General features: G+C 62.0%; 6 protein-coding genes. All 6 read right to left on the bottom strand.

What is annotated here, in order from left to right; genetic code table 11:
* Positions 1 to 257 precede the first annotated feature (257 nt).
* Genes ACTU46_RS07855 through ACTU46_RS07830 form a run of 6 tightly spaced genes read right to left on the bottom strand, consistent with a single transcriptional unit; the run spans position 258 to position 17,927 of the window.
* Positions 258 to 2,384 carry a DEAD/DEAH box helicase gene (locus ACTU46_RS07855; protein ID WP_443380697.1) on the bottom strand — a complete coding sequence of 709 codons (2,127 nt, stop codon included), beginning with the start codon at positions 2,382 to 2,384 and terminating at the stop codon, positions 258 to 260.
* Positions 2,381 to 3,667 carry a BREX system ATP-binding protein BrxD gene (brxD, locus tag ACTU46_RS07850; RefSeq protein WP_443380696.1) on the bottom strand — a complete coding sequence of 429 codons (1,287 nt, stop codon included), beginning with the start codon at positions 3,665 to 3,667 and terminating at the stop codon, positions 2,381 to 2,383. Before brxD ends, ACTU46_RS07855 begins: the two co-directional genes overlap by 4 nt.
* Before the next feature lie 4 nt (positions 3,668 to 3,671).
* On the bottom strand, positions 3,672 to 6,425 hold the full coding sequence (gene pglZ / locus ACTU46_RS07845) for a BREX-2 system phosphatase PglZ (RefSeq protein WP_443380695.1): 2,754 nt from the start codon (positions 6,423 to 6,425) through the stop codon (positions 3,672 to 3,674).
* A gap of 3 nt (positions 6,426 to 6,428) precedes the next feature.
* Positions 6,429 to 10,280 carry a DUF6079 family protein gene (locus ACTU46_RS07840; RefSeq protein WP_443380694.1) on the bottom strand — a complete coding sequence of 1,284 codons (3,852 nt, stop codon included), beginning with the start codon at positions 10,278 to 10,280 and terminating at the stop codon, positions 6,429 to 6,431.
* Entirely contained in the window at positions 10,277 to 13,843 is a 3,567-nt protein-coding gene (pglX, locus tag ACTU46_RS07835) for a BREX-2 system adenine-specific DNA-methyltransferase PglX (protein ID WP_443380693.1), read from the bottom strand. The genes ACTU46_RS07840 and pglX overlap by 4 nt, the downstream gene beginning before the upstream one ends.
* A gap of 49 nt (positions 13,844 to 13,892) precedes the next feature.
* Positions 13,893 to 17,927, bottom strand: a complete 4,035-nt coding sequence (locus ACTU46_RS07830) for a protein kinase domain-containing protein (protein ID WP_443380692.1) — start codon at positions 17,925 to 17,927, stop codon at positions 13,893 to 13,895.
* Positions 17,928 to 18,269 lie beyond the last annotated feature (342 nt).

The raw sequence follows: 18,269 nt of genomic DNA, 5'->3' as shown, positions 1-18,269 counted from the left end.
CTTCAATCGAGGGGGTTGAAGAAAGTACATAGCGAAGTTCCAATCCAGGGAGCTGTGTTCGGTGCGTCGTTGCTGAAATACCTGAGAAAATTCGCATTCGCAGACCATGCCAACAGCCGCACAACTTCATAGTGAAGCGCCACGTTTGGTCGGGATGAATTCATCGTTTAATCAGAGCACCGTTATCAAGAAACGCTATTTACCGCATGGAGAACATCATAAGTCTCCTGAAAACCCGGCACTTTTCCGCCAAAACTCTATTCGGTGATTAGCCTTGTCTCGAGTACATGCAATGCCCACTCCGCTGGTAGGGCCTGCGAGAACTTCAGCTCATCGAGTGCGTCCTCGTTGACCTCGGGCAGGGGGCGATCACTTATAGACAGTCTCCTGGCAAGGTTCACGCGTTCGCGCACCGCGGATTCCGGAACTCCGTGATGGATGAAGATCCGGTCATGGCGGATGCGTTGGCGTTGTGGCGCGAGTTCCTCCCCGAGACACGGGCCGAGGTCGGCGACGAGCTGCTGGTTGGCTACCGTCCCCGCCCACGTCCACAGCTGCCCGTGGGAGGTCTCGTTCGAGCTGGGCGCATACAGGAACCCACCCGAAGGTGTGAGTGCTGCGTACTCCTCGCGGAGATGCCCCAACACTTCTGCCGCGCGTCTGGTCACAGCAACCCCTGCTGGATTCTCACCACGCAGCACCGCGAGCATTCCGGCGGTGACCTCGGGTCCAAAACCTCGGGAGGTTGATCCCCACCTAGTGACCGCCCCGGTGTCGGTCTTCTCTACCAACAGGCGTCGACGCCGCCAGTCGATCGAGGTGACTTTCCAATACCTTCCCGCCAAGGACATGGTCATTGGTGCCGATGGACCGGAAGCCTTTGATGAAGAAGCAGAGAGCATAGTGCGCAGCTCGACGGTACCGATGTCATAGCGGCCGTCGGTAACGGTGAACACTGGCGGGGTGGTGAAGGCAGAGAGCAGCTCCATGAAGTGGCGGCGCCCGAAAGCCTTCTCTGCCTCGACCCCGATGAATGCCTGGCCGCCGTCGGTTTCCAACATGCCTGAGGAGATGAGGTGCTGGAGGATTTCGGCCGGGTCGATCCCGAGAATTTCCTCAGTCATTAGGGGGGTGGCGGCCCAAAGTCGCCGCCAGGTGCCCAGGTTGATAGTGCCATTACTCAGGGCAGCCGCTAGAAACTGCTGCGCTGCCAGGTGCATAGGCAGCGGCGGGGGAGTGACCTGTTCGACGAACCCATCTGACCAGGCCTGTAACAAGCCAAGGGTGTGGATGATACCGTCCTCGTCGTCAATGGTGATCAGCAGGCAGTTGCGCAAGGATCCCGCACGCCGCCCGGTGCGCCCGAGTCGCTGCAGGAAGGACGACACGGTACCAGGGGTGCCGATCTGGATGACCCGGTCAAGATCTCCGACGTCGATACCCAGTTCAAGGGTGGAGGTGGCCACGATGATGCAGTCACGGTCGTTGGCGAAGGCATCCTCAGCTCGTCGTCTCTCATCGGCCGACAGCGATGAGTGGGACAGATACACCTGGGTCCCACGCTCGTGGAGTGCGGCCCCGAGTTCCTCCGCCATGCGACGCGAATCCACGAAGACCAGGCGCTTTTCCCCCTGGTGGAGCTTGGACAGCAACAGGGCGGCCGACGATACACCGCTGACATAGTCGAGGGTGATATCCGCCTGGGCCACAATCCCCGGCTCAATATCTGGCGCCAGGATGTGGCCCGGGCGATCGTGCCGGCCACCCTGGAGCCAGGACAACAGCGACTCTGGGTTGCCCACAGTCGCGGACATTCCTATCCGCTGCAGCGGGTGGCCGGTGAGCTCCTCCAGCCTGGAAAGTACCGCGGACAAGTGCCATCCTCGGTCATCACCGGCGAACGCGTGGACCTCGTCGATGATCACAGCGTTGACCCCACCGAGAAATTCGGCGGCATTGACCCCACGGCTGACCATCATGGCCTCGAGAGACTCTGGGGTGGTCAGTAGGATGTCCGGCGGGTCGGTGATGATGCGCTTTCGCGAGGACTGCCCGACGTCGCCGTGCCAGACTGCCACGCGTCGCCCGAGCCAGGCAGCGTACTCGCTCAGTCGAGGTTCGAGGTTATTGAGCAGTGCCTTGATAGGGCAGAGGTAGAGGACCGAGACCCCCGCCCACTCCTCGGAAGCCATTCTGGACAGGATCGGGAAGACGGCGGCCTCTGTCTTGCCGCCAGCCGTGGGTGCCAACAGGATCGCATCTTCCCCCGCTGCTAGCGGGGCGGCGGCCTGTTCTTGGAGGGGACGCAGCCCCGGCCACCGCAGCGTAGAGGCGATGTAGTGGATGATCACCGGGTGCAGGGCATCGAGGCCGGAGTTACTCACAGCCCAATGTCATCCGGGTTGGTCACCACGCCATGGGCGGCTGCCCGTTCACTCTCGGACATACTGGTTTCGGGGATGGAGACGGTGTAGTCGGTTCGGGGATCGAAGGCGTGGTGCAGCTCGATCCTGTCGAGGACGTCGATCAGGGTGCGCAGGAATTGACGAGGGGCGACACCCACCCTGCCTCCAAGCACACCGGCGACGGCATCGGCGAGGTCAGCGACGAACTCATCGTCGGCGCTCGCCAGAATCCGCTCGCCTGCGGAGGATCCAGCGACGTAGAGGTCCCGGACCTTGATGCCGACCTCAATGAGTCGGTCGCGGGTGAAGCCCTGCAGCCGGATCTGCGGTAGGCGGGGATTGTCCCACTTCGGGTCCCCGGAAAAGTCGACCCGCAATCGGGAATCCAGTGGCGGGAGACGGCGTACACCCTGGTTGCCCTCGAAGAAGGCGGTAGTGCCGGTGATGAGCAGGTACAAGCCGGGGTAGTGGCCGGCGTCGATCTCATCGATCCACTGGCGTAATGCGTTGAGGGCTTTCTCGCGGGAATCGGTGCGCATGCGCTGCAGGGTCTCTACCTCGTCGAGGACGAGGACCAAGCCGGAATGCCCCGAACCGCGGAGGATCTCCACCAACCCCCGCAGGAAACCCATGGCGGTGAAATGATCGAGATCGCTTTTGACCCCGGCCCTGCGCTTGATAGAGGCAGCGACGGAGGGCTGACCACCGAGCCAAGCAGCCAGACCATCGGCGGTGGTGACATCATCCTCAAGAATGGACTGCCGGTAGGAGCGCAACGCCAGCGGGAATACTGGCGCCGTCGCGGCGACGGCGGCCAGCCGTTGCTCGACGATGGAGTCTGCCACCTCATTCGAACCGTGCGAATCCTTCTCCACCTGGTAGAGCCAGGTGTCGAGGACCATGCGGAACCCACCGGATCCGAAGGCCGCGGTGCGTAGGCTCTCAGTAGCCCGACGGTAGACGGTCTCCAGTTTGTGCAACGGGGTCTCCAGCTCGGAGATCTGGACTTCGGCGACCGCGAAGTTCTTGCCTAGGGCGTGCTGTTGAATCCACCGTGAGGCGAAAGTCTTGCCCGATCCATATTCACCGCGGATCGCTTTGAACACCGCTGCACCGCTAGCGACCTTGTCCAGTTCTTCGGCGATGACCGGTTCGAGCTGGTTTAGGCCTACTGCCAACTGATCAAGCCCGGAGGCGGGAACTGTCCCTCGGCGGAGGGCGTCGATGATCGCTGTGCGGCGAGCTGGCGAGACCTCGGGCATGGTTTTAGGAATCCTTTACATCGAATTGCTCGGTCAGCAGGTTCCGGTTGAGCACGAGGTCTGCATCCTGCTGTTCGAGTACCTGGACCCCGTCCACATTGAGGATACGGAGCAATGTGGAAATGACCCCGCGCAGCTGGATGGGGCCGAGCTGCCACGTCTCTCGGAGGGTTGCCACCGGTAGACGTCCGCTGTTGGTAGCGATCTGACGAATTAGGTCGGCGACCTCTCCCCGGGAGCGACCATCCACCGGATAGGACGTGGTCTGGGTCTTGAAGAGCGCATTGGTCTCCAAGTCCGGGAAGATACCAGTATTCCGCGTGAGAGTGGTGGCAGGGTCATCGAATAGTGTGGGGGCATCGTCAACGCGTTTCTTCTTGGCGGGTGAGGGTTTGGACACTGGCATGGGAGCCTGCCCATCCCCGGAACGAAGATCCCACCAGGCGGGGTAGCGGGTAGACGCACCGCCGGTGGTCAGCGGGAACCCAGGCAACCGATCCGCCAGCGTAGCCACTGAGCCAGTCAGGATGGTCACGGGGATGGCGACCTCGGCGAGGCTGAGGCCGCCGTGATATCCGGCCTTCCGAGAGGTGTACCGGATGCCCTCATCGACCGCGAGGATCGCCTCATGGGAATCGTTGCGTACTCGGGAACCGGAGACCACCGTCTCGCCAGGGCCTGGCGGAGTGAGGGGTTCCCTCCATCGGGCGGCACCCGTGCCACCCGAGGTGGGAGAAGTTTCATGCCGTTCCAGCACATGCCCATGATCGGAGACGAACACCACCGTACGGCCCACGACCGCGGCGGCGCGCAGCAGCGGATGCAGATGGGAGATGTCCTTGACATCCCACACGCGTTCGATCGGGTCAGACTTGTTCAGTGCATCGTCGATAGTGTTGAGCACCGCCACGACCAGCTTGTTGTGGGCGGTATCCTCTACCTGGGCGCGGACACTGTCGACGATCCCGGCATCCAGATCGGCCTTGTGGAGCAGGCTCCAGCCCGGCGACTGATTCTTGAGATGGGCGGAGACCCAGGCACGCAACCCGGCGCGCTCCTCGGCCTGCCCGCCGGTGGTCAGCGTCCCGGAGATCAGGCTCGTGCGGGCGAAGGTGGTCACGCTGGGTAGGACGCTGAGCGCGGTGGAGAGTTCCTCTTCACCTGGAACCGCCTCCTGCCAGTGTCCGTTGAGGTCGGTGAGGATATTGTCCACCAGGATGTTGGAGGCGGGCACACTCATGCCGTCAAGCACGATCATGAGCACCGGACGGGGGTCGGCAGCATCATTCAGGAGTGGGGCCACGACCCGGTCGAGGACGTCTTCGGCTAGGAGCGTACTGCCAGCTGTGTGTCGTTCGGTGGCAGTCGTGGCGGCGATCCCCGCGAAGTCACGGTCGAGCGCGGCGCGCCGGGGGCGGACTTCGGCGAGCACGCGGTGGGCCAGCTGCGCGAGTTGTGAGGTTGACTGGTTGCGCCATGCCCGGTTGACACACACATCCAGCCAGCTGGCATCGCGGCGATAGTACTTCAGCCAACCAGACAGTGTGGTCGGCGTCGATGCGGGCGGGGTGCGTAACCATTGGACCATGCGGATCACGGCGGTGGCGACAGTGATATCCGGATGGTCGGGGAGACCGGCGATATGGGCCCGGACCGCTGCCAAGGCATCTGGTACACCGACCCAACCAGGGTCGGCGTACCAGGTGGACAGGGCTTCGGTGAGCCTGGCAATCCGGGCATCGAGCGCTCCGCGGCACACCCGTGAGCGATACAGCAGTTCCTTTGCGCCAAGACGGGAGCCGGAGGTGATGAATTCCTCGGCCCGCCCGGCGGCTTCCTTGAGATGATCATCCGCCCCAGTGCCGGGGTGTGATCGGGAGGTGAACACTGACACGGAGGCATTCGCCCAGGAGTCGAGTTCCTCCGCAGCGGTCGGCCCGGTGCCGGTAGTTATCCGGAAAGCACCTTCGGCGGCGGCGCGGACAGTGTCGTCGACCCCGGGACCAGGTTGGATGACCTCCGCGGCCAATCCCCACGCGGCCAGATCCTGCGGGCCATATGCGTCCAGATAGCGCACCATTGCCCCGGATCCGTCACCCAGCCGGGTGCGCAGCCAGCCCAAGGAACTTTCTGCGACCTCGCGGGACACAGAGGAGATGAAGTCCGACCACCGGTGAGCAGATTCGGGGTCGAGCGACCATTCGGCTACCGCGGACATAGTCAGGGTTGAGGGCAACCCTGCCCCGACGGTCAGCAGCTGGTAGTGGAGATGAGCGGTGGTGAGCACACCCGCTGGCGCCGGGGCCAGATCGACGGGGTTGCCGTCGCAGCGAGCCAGGAACTCAACGACACCCGCGATATCGCGGCGATTGCGGATGATGCCACGCCCTTGGGTGGTGGCGGAGAACAACTCACGGAGTGCGTCGGCGGGGATGGGGATATTAACCCGGTGAAAAGGCGTGAGGTGGGTGAGGATGTCACCGGGAAGGGAGGCGTCGAGCAGTGGGGTGACCAACACCGTGAAGTCGGCGTCCCCTTCGGGGAAGGCGATGGCCTGGCGCATCGACAAGGGCGTGGGAGTATCGATGACCGCGACCCGCGCTCCAGCCACCTCCACGGTGGGAGGACCCTCCCACCCGGAGGGGTCGTAGAGGGCAATGATGCCGGTGGTGAAATTTTTCTCCATGACATGGGCGATAGCGCTGGCGATGTCGCTTCTGCCCACCTGCGTGTGCAGGATGGGTGCTGGGGTTGACATGGACTACTCGTCCTCCCAGGTCACGGTGATGGTGAAGGCCCGGTTGGACCCGGCGAACTCGTCAAGGCTGGCCTTGACCGCAGTCAGATCCAGGGGGTCCTTGACCATGAACGTCCGCGCCGGGGTGGGATTCGGGTCAGTAATGGGAGGAGCGACCGGAACAGGAGTGGGGGCAGGGGTCGAGGTCGGGTTGGTAGCGGGAGGAGTGATGAGCAGCTCGCTGATCCACCGGGAGAAGTCCTCACCGAACATGCGGATGGTCACAGACGCCCGACTGATGAATTCGTGTTCGCGGATGCCCTTGCGCAGCTTGTCGACGATCATCTGTGCCCCGCTGTCATTGCCCTGGTTGTCCGCTGCGTGACCGAGCACAGTGGTGAGGTTCTTGGCATGGGATTCAGAACGGAAGCGGCGCAACAGCTCCGTCACGTCCTCGGCCGTCTCCAAGGACTCGAGCGCCTCCAGGGTGGTAGCTCCGCACACGGTGGTTGCTCCCCCCTGGCGGTGTGTGATCGTCGAGGCCAGGTGGCCGACCACCTTTAGCGAGGAGGAGGAATCGCGGGCCAGCTGGTCGATGAGCGTGTTGAGGTCTGCTGCCAGGCGGGAACGATGGCTTTCTCCGGTGATCCCGATGAAGGTGTTGAAGCTGGCCACCTCGGTGGCCAGAGCCTGCGCTGCAGAGCGCAGGGAGGCCGCCCGGTCGGTGACCTGGTTTTGCAGTTCCTTGAGGTTGGTACTGGTCAGATGAGCGTTGAGGTGGATGCCGAACAGCAACCCGGCGGCCTCGACAGCATCTGCCCACTCCTGCGCTTCGGGGAGTGCGACTGGCTGCAATTCCATCCGCGGGTCGATGTCCTTGAGGGTGGGTTCGTTGCTGAGGGTGCTGCCGTAGTGGACCCAGGAGCGGTTGCGGGCGGCAGCCCAGGCGGCGATGTAGAGGTGGATGGTGTCCTGGTTGAGACCGAAGTTGGGGTGGAGCTGTTCAATGGCGTTGTAGATCGCCTGCACGTTCACCACCGCTGTGGGGTCAAGCCCGCTGCGTCGGAGCTGGGTATCAATGTCGGTCAGTTTCTTGCCGTGGGAATCCACGTTGAAGGTCAGATGGGTGTCAAAGACTTGGGCGAGGTTCAGCGGTGGCAGGATCGATCTGGCTGCCTTGCGCTCTTCCAGTGCCAGGTCGGTGCGGTGGGCGCGGTCACCGGCGGCCCGGCGCAGAACACCCGCGACCCTGGTGAAGTCGGTGGTGGTCAACAGCCGCTCCGAATCGAAACGTGGGTGAGAAGGATAACGGGCGGTGAACACCGCCTCGATGAGCCGATCGGCCGCGTCAGAGAAATCCGCGCCCGAGGGTTTGGCCACGGTGATTGAGGGATCGAGACTTTTCAGTGGTTCCTGCCCCTCTGCGAAGGTGACGCCCGACTGGGCGCCGTAGGCTTCGGCGAGTTCGCGCTCCAGGGAAGAATTGAGCGTTTCGGCCCGAGAACGCAGGATCTGCTTGATGGATTCCCGGGAATCCTCGGCGATCCTGGCGGTGTAGTCCCGCCAGCCACTTTTGGTCAACAGATGCTCGATGACCACCAGCTCGCCGAGCTTGTTCATCTGTTCGTTAGCGAAGAACTGCGGCAGCCACACCACTGTAAACGGTGCCTCTCCATCGGAAACCCGCAGCTGATCGACTCGCTGGTGATCCTCTGCGGGAGTATGACCAGGCTCGTCGAAGGGATAGTCGACGACAAGACGTAGGGCCTGTGCCTGGAAGGGGCGGAAATCCGAGTCCTTGAGGTTGGCACGGTCGCGGACGTTGCCGAAGATCACCTCTGCCTTGCGGGCAGTGCCTCGCCAGATGACCAGACGGGTCAGGGATCCGTCAGCCGCCGGAGCCACATCTGCCACGCGGAGTGCCTCAGCAAGTAGGGAGCGGATCTTGACTCTGCGACGTTCGTCGGTGTCCTCGCGTTGGGCTTGCTCGACGAGGTCTTTCCACGGCACCTCATCAAGACGCACGGAGATCACGGGGTCATTGGTGCCGGGTTGAATGACGATCTCGGTGAACTCACGGGCCCATTCGCGTATCAGCTCCATGGTCTGGCTGATGCTGTCATTCTTGAACATGGTGACCATGGAGCCGTGGTTGAGATGAGCCAGGCGGGAGATCGTCATCGACTTCAAGGCAGGAACTTCGGGGGCAACGCCGGCGAGGATCAAGGTCTTGCCGATGCGCAGCTCGGCGTGCAGGGCGCGCAATTCGGTGGGCAGATCGCGGTCCGGGGTGTCGGTGGGAATGGAGTACTTGGCCAGGATGTGGGGGCGCAGCTGTTCCACCCAGAACTTCCTGCCCAGGCGGAAGGCCTCGCCACCCTGCTTGCTGATGTGCTTGTCGCCCTCAAGGAGGTAGTCGAAGGAGTCACCGACGGGGATGATCTTGTCGATGGTCATGGTTTCGCGTTTATCGATCAGGAGTTGTTCCATGACCTTCAATGCGGTGCGTTCACGCTGCATGATCGATGACAGGGCGACGAGGGTGTCCACGAGGGCGGGGGAGAAAGGATAGGTAAGCCGGAACTGCTCCATCGTGGAGGAGGAGTGCTGGTCATTGGTGTTGACCCCATCGAGCAGCACCGTAGAAATATCCTGGTTGAGACCCAACTTGCTGAATGACTCATCGAGCTGCATCTTTGCCTGGGCGTTTCGGGGTTGCAGGAGGCGTCGGTTGGCGATCTTGGGCAGGTTCTTGTCTCCCAAAGTGATCGTGTGAAAACGACCGCCCTGGTGGTTGAAGGCCTGCTGGCGGGCATCGAGGTCCGCACCCGACTCGATGCTGGTGTCCTGCCAGGTGGACAGGTCAAACTGGCGGGCGATGAAAAAGACCATCGGCAGGGCCGAACCGTGCTCATTTTCCACCAGCAGGGTCAGTTTCTGTGCCTCCTGGTTGAACTGCGCGCGGCTGGGAATCATGAACATCAACCACAGGATCAACTCGTCGAGGTAGAAGATCACCCCGTCGTAACCCAGGGATTTCGCGTGTTCGGAGATAACCTTCAACCCCTCGGCCATACCCAGCCAGGGGGAAGTGGTGGCATAGGAGGAGAACATCGTCTGGGTCAATGCCTGGATTAGCGCGGTGCGCGTATGTTCATCGGCGTCGGTCGAGATCGCAGCATCGAAAGCGGCCGCATTCCACCTGGCAGTGTCCTGGCCAGTCAGGGAGCCGAAATCGATTCCGGTGGACTGGGCCTTGGCGGACTGCCCCGTGCCACCTGGCATGGCGGTGGCCTTGTTGAGGCTGGAGAAAAAAGCGTCATCGCCCAAGGTGCGTCGCATCCCCGTGGCGTCCTCAAACAACCCGCCGGCGGTGTGCAGCACCGGGGCAGGAGCCTCGGGGTGGAGCTTATTGATCTGGCGGAGGTAACCCTTGAACAGGGTGTCCTCGACGGAACTCGAATCCAGGAAATGGTACGTCAGCTGAAGAAGGTTCTTACCGGTAATATCCGCATGCTCAGCAGCGATCGGTTGGAGCTCGGCATCCTCACGGGTGACCGGGGCGCCAGCCAGCAGGCCGTAGAGCACTGCCATGAAGTGCGACTTACCGGAGCCGAAGGAGCCGTGGAGGTAGACCGCCTGGCTCTCCTGTCGGGAAAATGCCGTCTCCACGAAGTCCATGGCGGTGTCGAGATTGCGGGCAATCTCCTCGGTGACCACATAGGAGGAGACGGTCTCGCGCAGCTTGTCCTCCGCGACCGAGTTCTCCAACTTGAGCACGAAGGTGTCGCCCTGGTGCTCGGAGATGTCGAAGACTTCGCCAAGGGTCGGGGCCTGCGGGGCGTTGTTACCGAAGCCGGGGAGGGAGAAACTCATGGCTGGGTACGTCCTTTCCGTCCGCGGGTGGTCGCGGGGATATAGGTGTCAAGATCTTCGACGGGGATGCCGATGGCGTTGGCGGCGTTATTGAGCTGGCCGCTGAGGTAGTCACCGAGTTTGAGACCGGTGTGGGGATCAAGCTCGTTGTGCCATTGGAGGATCCACGGCAGCTGCTCCTGCAGACCCGAGAGGATGCTGGCCAGCTGCTCCGGGGAGGCATCCTCGCTGTCGCGCTCCTGATACAACCACATGCTGGCCAGCCCCTGCTCAAGGTGGTCCCAACCCGCCCAGCCGATGACGGTGGAAGGGTCGTCAACGCTGCCCGCGCCGGGATAGGAGATGAAGCGTTCCTTGGGTACGTCGAGTTTCCCGCGGTGGCGCCACACTGCGGTGGGCATGTCCGCGCTGGTGTAGTTCGGAGGGACGGGGACCTGATCGGCGGTGATCTCATCGGCATCTTCCTGGCGTTGTGCGTCCCAGGTAGCTTCCCATTCGGCGCGTTTGCGCACGCCCTTGCCCTTGTAGCGCATCCCCTTGAGGTAGGGCACAGCCTCTGCATTGAGCAGGTCTGCGAGCATGAGGGCGGTGGTGGCGTCGCGCTTGGCGCTCCACAATGACAGCACCTGGCGCAGATCGTTGAACTCATCGGAGGTCTCGATGACACCGGCGAGCTGATTGATGCTCAACGGCCGGGGCATGCCGTTGTTATCGCGCCACAGTCCGGGCGCTTCCAAGCGGGTCAGCAGCCAGGCCGCTAGTGCCTCGGGGACCTTGTCCTCCCAGAGGACCGTTTGCCAGCGTCGCTTGTACTCCGGTTGCTCCAGCAGTGCGATCTTCTTGTCCACTGCTGCCAGGTCCATGCGTTGCTGTACCGCGTCACGATAGGAGTCGCTCCAGGTGTCGGGCAGATCGGTGGTAGGGGTGGAGTGGTGGCGTTCAAACCAGGCGGTGGTGGTTTCCCCGTCCGCCACCCGACACGCCAGTGTGATTTCGAAGGCACGGGTGCCTAACTCGATGCCGTCGACCTCACCGACGGGCAAGGAATAGTTAGTATCTGTGAGCCCATAGAGGTGGTAGACATCCCAGTCGAGTTCCTCCTGCTCTGCGATCATGAGGTTGTGAATCCGCTGCCACTGGGCATGAGCCTCATCGCTGGTCTCCATGCTGGGGGTGGAACGCTCGAATACTGCGACAGGCTCCCACTTCGCCAGCTCCTGCGCCAGTTCATCCAGCCGACGACCACGGTCAGTGACGTTGCCAGCAGGCAAGGGGAAACGCTTGAGTGTGGTACCGGTGAATTCGAAGAACTCATCGAAAAGCTCATGGCGTGACTCTTGATTCACACCACCGATTCCCTTTCCATGGCTGTTCTGCTTCAGCCAGAAGCAGGCGGTCGATGAGTTCAACACACCCAGGAGCTCGAGATGGTCGTCCTCGGTCGCATCCTCCGGCAGCTTGATCACCGGGGCAGATTGCTTGAAGACTTTCCCGCCACGGTCCAGCACGAAATGGTTGTGGGTAGTGACGAAGGCGAAGGCGATTCCTAGCGGAGCGGTGAATCGAGCGGGAAAGAACATCGTGTGATCAAACCATCGAAGACCTCGTTGTTCAGGTGTTTGTCCAAAATCTTGACGTTTCTTGAGTAAAACTCGGAAAGTCCAGAAATGGCGTTGCTCAAATTTTCCAGGCTGCAGAGGGCTAGCTTTATCCGAGTATGGGAACAGGGTAATGAGGTTCTTCGAAGCGTTGAAATCGCGAACCTCCTGGCCCGTGACCAGGGGAACCTGGTTCTTAATGCCAAAGGTATTTTCTGAGTAGCTCGGATAGAAATAGGCGGGGTCAAGACCGGTGTGCGTGGTTCGTCCAATCACTGAGATCCACTCTGAGAGTTCCTTCGATGAGTGAGAATCTATTGCTGCTGCTGTATCTGCAGCTGAGCCGCCCTGCAAGTTCCATGGATGTGTGGATACGAACTCGCGCGATAGCTCAGATACTGTTACATAGTTGTCTTGGTAACCGGAGACGTCGATATGCTTGACAATAGATCGCCATACTTTCCCTTCTGACGCGATGTCCGGGACACCTGGCTCGCCCTGAATACCGAGCACGCCGATGATTTTGCGGCGCGAAGGCGCTGCGTGACGACCGACGATGATCACAGTGGGTGTTCCGTGTCCCGGGATGTAGGCACCGGAGGAATCGATTACCTCGCGGAGATCAACCTGTCCGAAGTACTTCTCAATCATTGGCTTGCCAAACTCCCGTTGCATGAAGGAGTTCGAGGTGATTTGGCCTACCCAACCGGCGAGACCAGCCGTGTTCGGGCCTTTTGCTAGGCGGAAGAATTTCACCATGAAGGGCACAGTCAGGGCGTAGGTTCCCTTGCAATATTCCTTGTAGCGCTCCCGATAGGTCTTGTTTAGGACCTTGTCTTTGACAGTGATATACGGCGGGTTACCCACCACAGCGTCGTAGGTCTGCGGCTGGAGCAGCTTGTTTAGACGTTGTTGATCTTCAGTCTCCAAAGCATAGACCCCCGATTGCAGCGCAAATTCGCCCTGACCAGATACGGACGCTCCATACAGCAGGCTGTCCCCAGCCAACACCTCAAACTCCGGCTCTGTGAGACCGACATCAAGACGCTCTTCCTGTGATGCCTTCATGAAGGCGACGATGAGGCGGAAACGGGTAATGGCGACTGCAAACGGGTTGATGTCTACGCCATGGATCGCGCCCATGGCCTTGATAGCGCGTTCACGGGCGTTGAGCCCGGGCTCCTGCTGGGTCCACCGGTCAAACAGTCGCTGAAACGCCCCGAGGAGGAAGTGGCCGGAACCGCAGGTCGGATCGATGAGCCTGAAGCCCTCGAGTCGGCGTTCGGCTAGGGCCGGGGTCAGAGTGCGGTCGAGGATGAACTCCTCGACGAACTCCGGGGTCTGCCGCAGTGCGTACTTCTCCTGCGCATAGGTGGACAGATTCTCGTACAAGTCGCCCAGGTAGCGGGTGTCTAGCTCAGGGTCGCGAAAACCCCAGACAGAGTTGTCCTCATCATCGGCCTGGCGCCAGAAGTCGATGAGGTCACGGGCGGCATCATCTGAGGGGGAGTAGAGGCTGATTGCGGCGTGATCGTCGACCAAGCCCTGCGTCGCCGGAACTGCGCGTAGCTGTGCACAGACCTCCTCCAGGTAACCGAGATAGTTGAGGTGGGGGTGCTCAGCGTAGAAACGTTGCTCACGGTCGCGGGAAGCGCTCCGCCGCTGGAGGGTGTTCCCGGAGATGAAGGTGCCTGCCGGGCCGAAGAGCTCATTGTCCTCGATGAAACGGACGAAGACGGTGGTCAGCACCCAGCCAACGGCCGCCTGCAGGAGCAGATCCTCGCACCAGTCGCCGAAGCTGCCGCCGACGCGCTCGGCCTTGCGCGCGGCGTCGTAGTCATCCTTCCAGCGCGCCCTGGTGTCCTCGTCGGCGTCGAGACCCGAACGCATGTCAGCCAGCACCATCGCCACCACTGGTTGCAGGGCGGTGGTCAGGGTTATTTCGGTGTGTGTTCCTCGTGCCATCGGAGTAAAGCTCCTTGTGCTCTGTCTATGGTTGGTACAGGTGGGAAGGTCAGTGGTGGATGATCTGGCCGGGGCTGGACAACGGCAATGCCACCCCGAAGATTTCCACGGAGGTGGAAGAGACCGTCTTGTCCGGGCGAGGGACAAACAACCAGATCGCCGACCGGTTGACGTTCTGCGCCACGTCGGCATGATCACGCAGCAGATCCAGGCAACCGTAGTCGGCGAGGATCGAGAGGTCGGTGAGCACAATCGCGTCGGCATTAGTAGACAGGATATTCGGCCATGCCCGCTCGGCTGCACGCCTAATCACCGGAGCGATATCACCACGGGTCTCGGGCGTATCTAGCGATAACAGTGCCGTCATTTTGTCTCCTTGACCTGTCGACTCCAGCAGAATCTTCAGTTCATTCAACACCGCAGCGGCGACACTGACCTTGGGCACCTCGAACAGCTGCGCGATTCGGCTGGCAGTGGACTCCAGATCATTGACGTGAACCGTGACTGCACGCAGCATGCGGGCAGCGATGGACTCCCGCAACCGTTCGGCGAGCTCCGCGACCGGGGTGCGGATGTGCGGATCTGATGCCGTGGTGGTGGGCACACGGGTGTGCAGGGAAGTGAAAGCGGATTCGTCTTCGGCTGAACGGAGGTAGGCAGCAGCCTGGATATCCCAGCGTAGATCCGGGTCCACCGCCGAGATGACCGCGTCCAGCTCCGGGTGGGAGGGCAACTTCTGGTGGTGAACGGCAGGGAACCTCGATGTGATGCCGCGGGTAAGGACCCCGCGCCTCACCAACCTGGTATCCGCCAGGGGGAGAACCTCGCGAAGAAGTTCCACGGAGTTCATATGGCGCGAGTACAGGTCACCGGTCGGGGTCAGTGCCATGTCCGGAGAGCTGTGTACCGCAAGTCCTGGCAGTGCCCGGCGAGAGACCGGGAGGTTGCTCGGATTGACATTTAGGAAGGCTGCGGCGGCGGTGAGTAGGGCCTCCTGAAATTCGGCTGACGGGACCACAACCCTGCCGGCACTGTCCAGCAGAGATCTACCGGCAGTGGCGAGCGCGCCGGGCAGATCCTCCAACCCAACATGAGAGGTCAGCGCCACGACGTTCTGGGAGCGACCACGCCGGACCACGGACAGGGACACATCCGTCTCACGGTTACGGGTGATGCCCAGCTCCACTAGGCGCAGCGCACCGAGTTGCTGGCGGCGGGTCTGAGTCATCGCGTCGTCGGGGTAGAGGTCGGTGACCATGCCTGCCAGTTGCTCTGGGGTGGCGATCCCGCCGAGGGCCTCGAGGTTGTTGCTCAGGGCATTTTTCAACCGGCTGAATTCCGTCGCCAGCAGGGGCGTTTTCCCCCAGAGGGCGGGGATGTCGCCGGTGAGCTGGGGGATTCTGCCCACCGAGACCTTGAGGATCTTCGAGTACGTGGGGTTGGTGGCGAAGGGGTCCTCGGGGGAGCTCTCGGCAGTGCCGAGAATGTTGGCTACGAGGCGTCGACCCGAGCTGTTCTTGACACCGGCGCGGTTGAGCAGGTCGTCGATGAGCATGCTCAGCGAGGTGATACCAGCCGTCGTGGTGCTCGCTGGCTGCGGAGCCGGGGTGGGGTGGGCTATGTTGACTGGGGTTGTGTCGGGCTGGTCTTTGTCTGCCTTCCTGGCGGCGAGGAAGGCGGTGCGCATCTCCTCGGCTGACCCGGGGCGGCGGCGGATATCGCCGTCAAGGGCGGAAGACAGCAGCGTGCTCAGTAGTTCACGCTGCTGCGCGGTCCACACTGCCGGTAGGTCCTCAGAGGAAAGCAGCAGGCGGCCGTCGGTGGCGTCAGCCGAGGTGTTGTCCTCGGCGTAGCGTGGGGATTCTTGCATCGCCATCTGGTAGAGGACAGCGGCAGCCGAGTAGCGCTCCGCATGCGAATCGAAGATCGTCCGCCCGCACTGGCCGAGGAACGGGTCCCGGTACGGCGGGGTACCGGCGTCGATGTTGTCGAGCGGGGAGTGGCTGAGCGAGAAATCGAAGAGCATGAGCTTGAGCTTCGAGGGTTTCCCCGATAGCCCGAGGTTGGCGGGCTTGATGTCCCGGTGAGTGATGCCCGTGCCCTCCAGGGCCACCAGGATGTTCAGTAGCTGTAGTCCGAGGCCCCAGAATTGATCAGTGGTGGGGATTCCCAGTGTCAGCCCGTCCGAGAGCGTGGCATCGCCGCAGGAGGACAACAACAGCGCATGCCGGGAATGCGGTAGTCCCGGAAGTTCCTGGAGAAGGGTGACAAAGGAGTTCCGGTGTTCGTGCCCGCTGAGTTCCTTGTCCAAGGCTCGGAGGGTTTGGGCCTCCTCCACGAGGGTGGTGGCCTTGTTCGCGGAGGTGGCCATCTTGAGTACCCGCGGCGTCGATGATTCATCGTTGACGTCGACCACCGAGATGCCGCGCGCCGTCGAGCCGGAACCAAGCACCTTGAGCACCTCGAGGCGGCCGTCGATGAGCTCGCCGATCGGGGTCTGCAGCGGATCGTCCTCCGTGGTGGCACGACGTCCCTGCGCCAGTTCCCGCAGTTTCCCGGCGAACAGCTCCACCGGGGAGGGTGTGACCCTCGGCGGGTTCACCGGCAGGACCGCTTTGTGGCGGACGGCCGGGCTGGCGGAGGTGATCTTCGTGATCAGTGCCTGCATCAACGGTTCCACCTGTGTGCCGGTGGTTCCCAGATCGAGGCCACCGTGGTCCTTGAGCAAACCGATGAGCTCCGCGCGCGTGGTCGCTGGTTGCACGCCACCTGAGAGAATGAAATAAGCCAGGGCGCCGACGGAGAAGAGATCAGCCAGGCGGCCGTCAGCCTGCGCCAGGTATCCCTCCGGGGGGAGGAAACCCACCCCGGCGTCATAGGCGGCCGTCGTGCTCATCGGCTGTAAGGCCGTGCCCAACAGGGTTCCCTGCGGCTGGACGGCGTCTACCTGCACTGCCTGAGCCCAGTCGGTGACCTTGACCTCGACCCTGGGGTTCGCTCCCTGCAGCGCGATGACGTTGAGCAGGACCGCCTCTGGCGTCAGCTGCCGGTGGATGACGTTATTGCGGTGCGCGTAGGCCACCGCATCGGCGATCTGCAGGATAATCTCTACCTGCTGGGCGGCAGTCAGCTTCAGTCCGGGCAACAGCAGGTCGAGTTGCTCGAAACCCGGGTGTTCCGGGTAGACGAGCGCTGGTAGATCATACTTGTCCACCCGCTCGAGGCTCTTGGGTGAGTCAATTCCCGGGTGGGCCAGCGAGGACAGTAACTTGTACTCGCGGGTGGCGGCCTTTTCCGCCCGGAGGGCATCGGCAGCTGTCGCTTCAGGGGCGATTGGGCGGAGCTTGATCAGCGCTTTCTCGTTATGGTCAACGTGCCGGGCGGACCACACCACCACGTCGTCCGAGTCATCGACTTTCGAGAGCAGCTCCCATGAGCCGGCGCGTTGTTTGCGGTTGATAACCCCGGAAATTTTGTCGATGGCCGAGCTCATCATGATGCGGCCGAAATCCTCGTCGACCTCGGTATAGGTGGGTGACTCCAGGATCCGCTCGGTGATCCCTGGCAGGTTCACCACGTCGGTGAGGTGGTCCAGTGTGAACACGTTCATCTGGCCGTCGGCACTGAGCTGGGAGAGGAAGTGGTTGCTGTGCAGCAACACGCCTTCCTTGACGATCGGGGGAGTGAGGTACCGCGGCGGGATGGGGAAGTCCGCTGCAGCCTTTATCTCTTGAAACGCGGTCTGCAGCTTGCTGGCCAGCCGCTGCGCCTTACGCCGAGTGGCCAGCGTCGGGGACTTCCGGTTGAAGACACTCCCGGTCTTGCCCGTGAGGTTCCAGTTGTGTTCATCACCGCGGATGATTCCGCTCCAGCTCTTGAGCTCGAGGAGGTGGAGGCGTCCGCGGCCGAGAACGAGTGCGTCAACCTCATTCCAGGTGCCCTGGGAGTCCTGGAACTCGAAGTTGGTCCACAGGCGGTAGGGGGCGGCATCGGGAATCAGCTTCCCAAGGGCGTCGAGGCCGGCTCGTTCATGGTCGTACTCGGAGCGGGAGATCTCTACCCATCTCAGGGAATCTTTACGCACTTCTGTTTCCGTCCTTTCCGCCGCGGCATACCCGAGCCTGGGGGCTGCTTTGGATGGCACACGTTTAACACTCCATGTTAATGCGATTAACCCGATCGGCGGAGCATCAGGTGCCACCAAGGCATCCTGGGCAATCACTAGCTCAGTCTGCAGCTCCCGGTTCTGCGACTGTAGAGCTCCTCGATGCCGAGTTAGTAGGCCACGGCGAGGGCGGGGTAGCGGAAAGTGTTGACTGCGTGGAAAGACACTTGGAGGATAACGTGCGGGTCTGCCGGGGAGTTGCGGTCTACAAGGTAGATGACCCGGTAGTTTCACTGGCCCGTTGGGATCACTAGAAGTGAT

This window comes from Corynebacterium sp. A21, assembly GCF_052266655.1.
GTDB lineage: Bacteria > Actinomycetota > Actinomycetes > Mycobacteriales > Mycobacteriaceae > Corynebacterium.
This window is presented reverse-complemented; position numbering and strand designations above follow the sequence as displayed.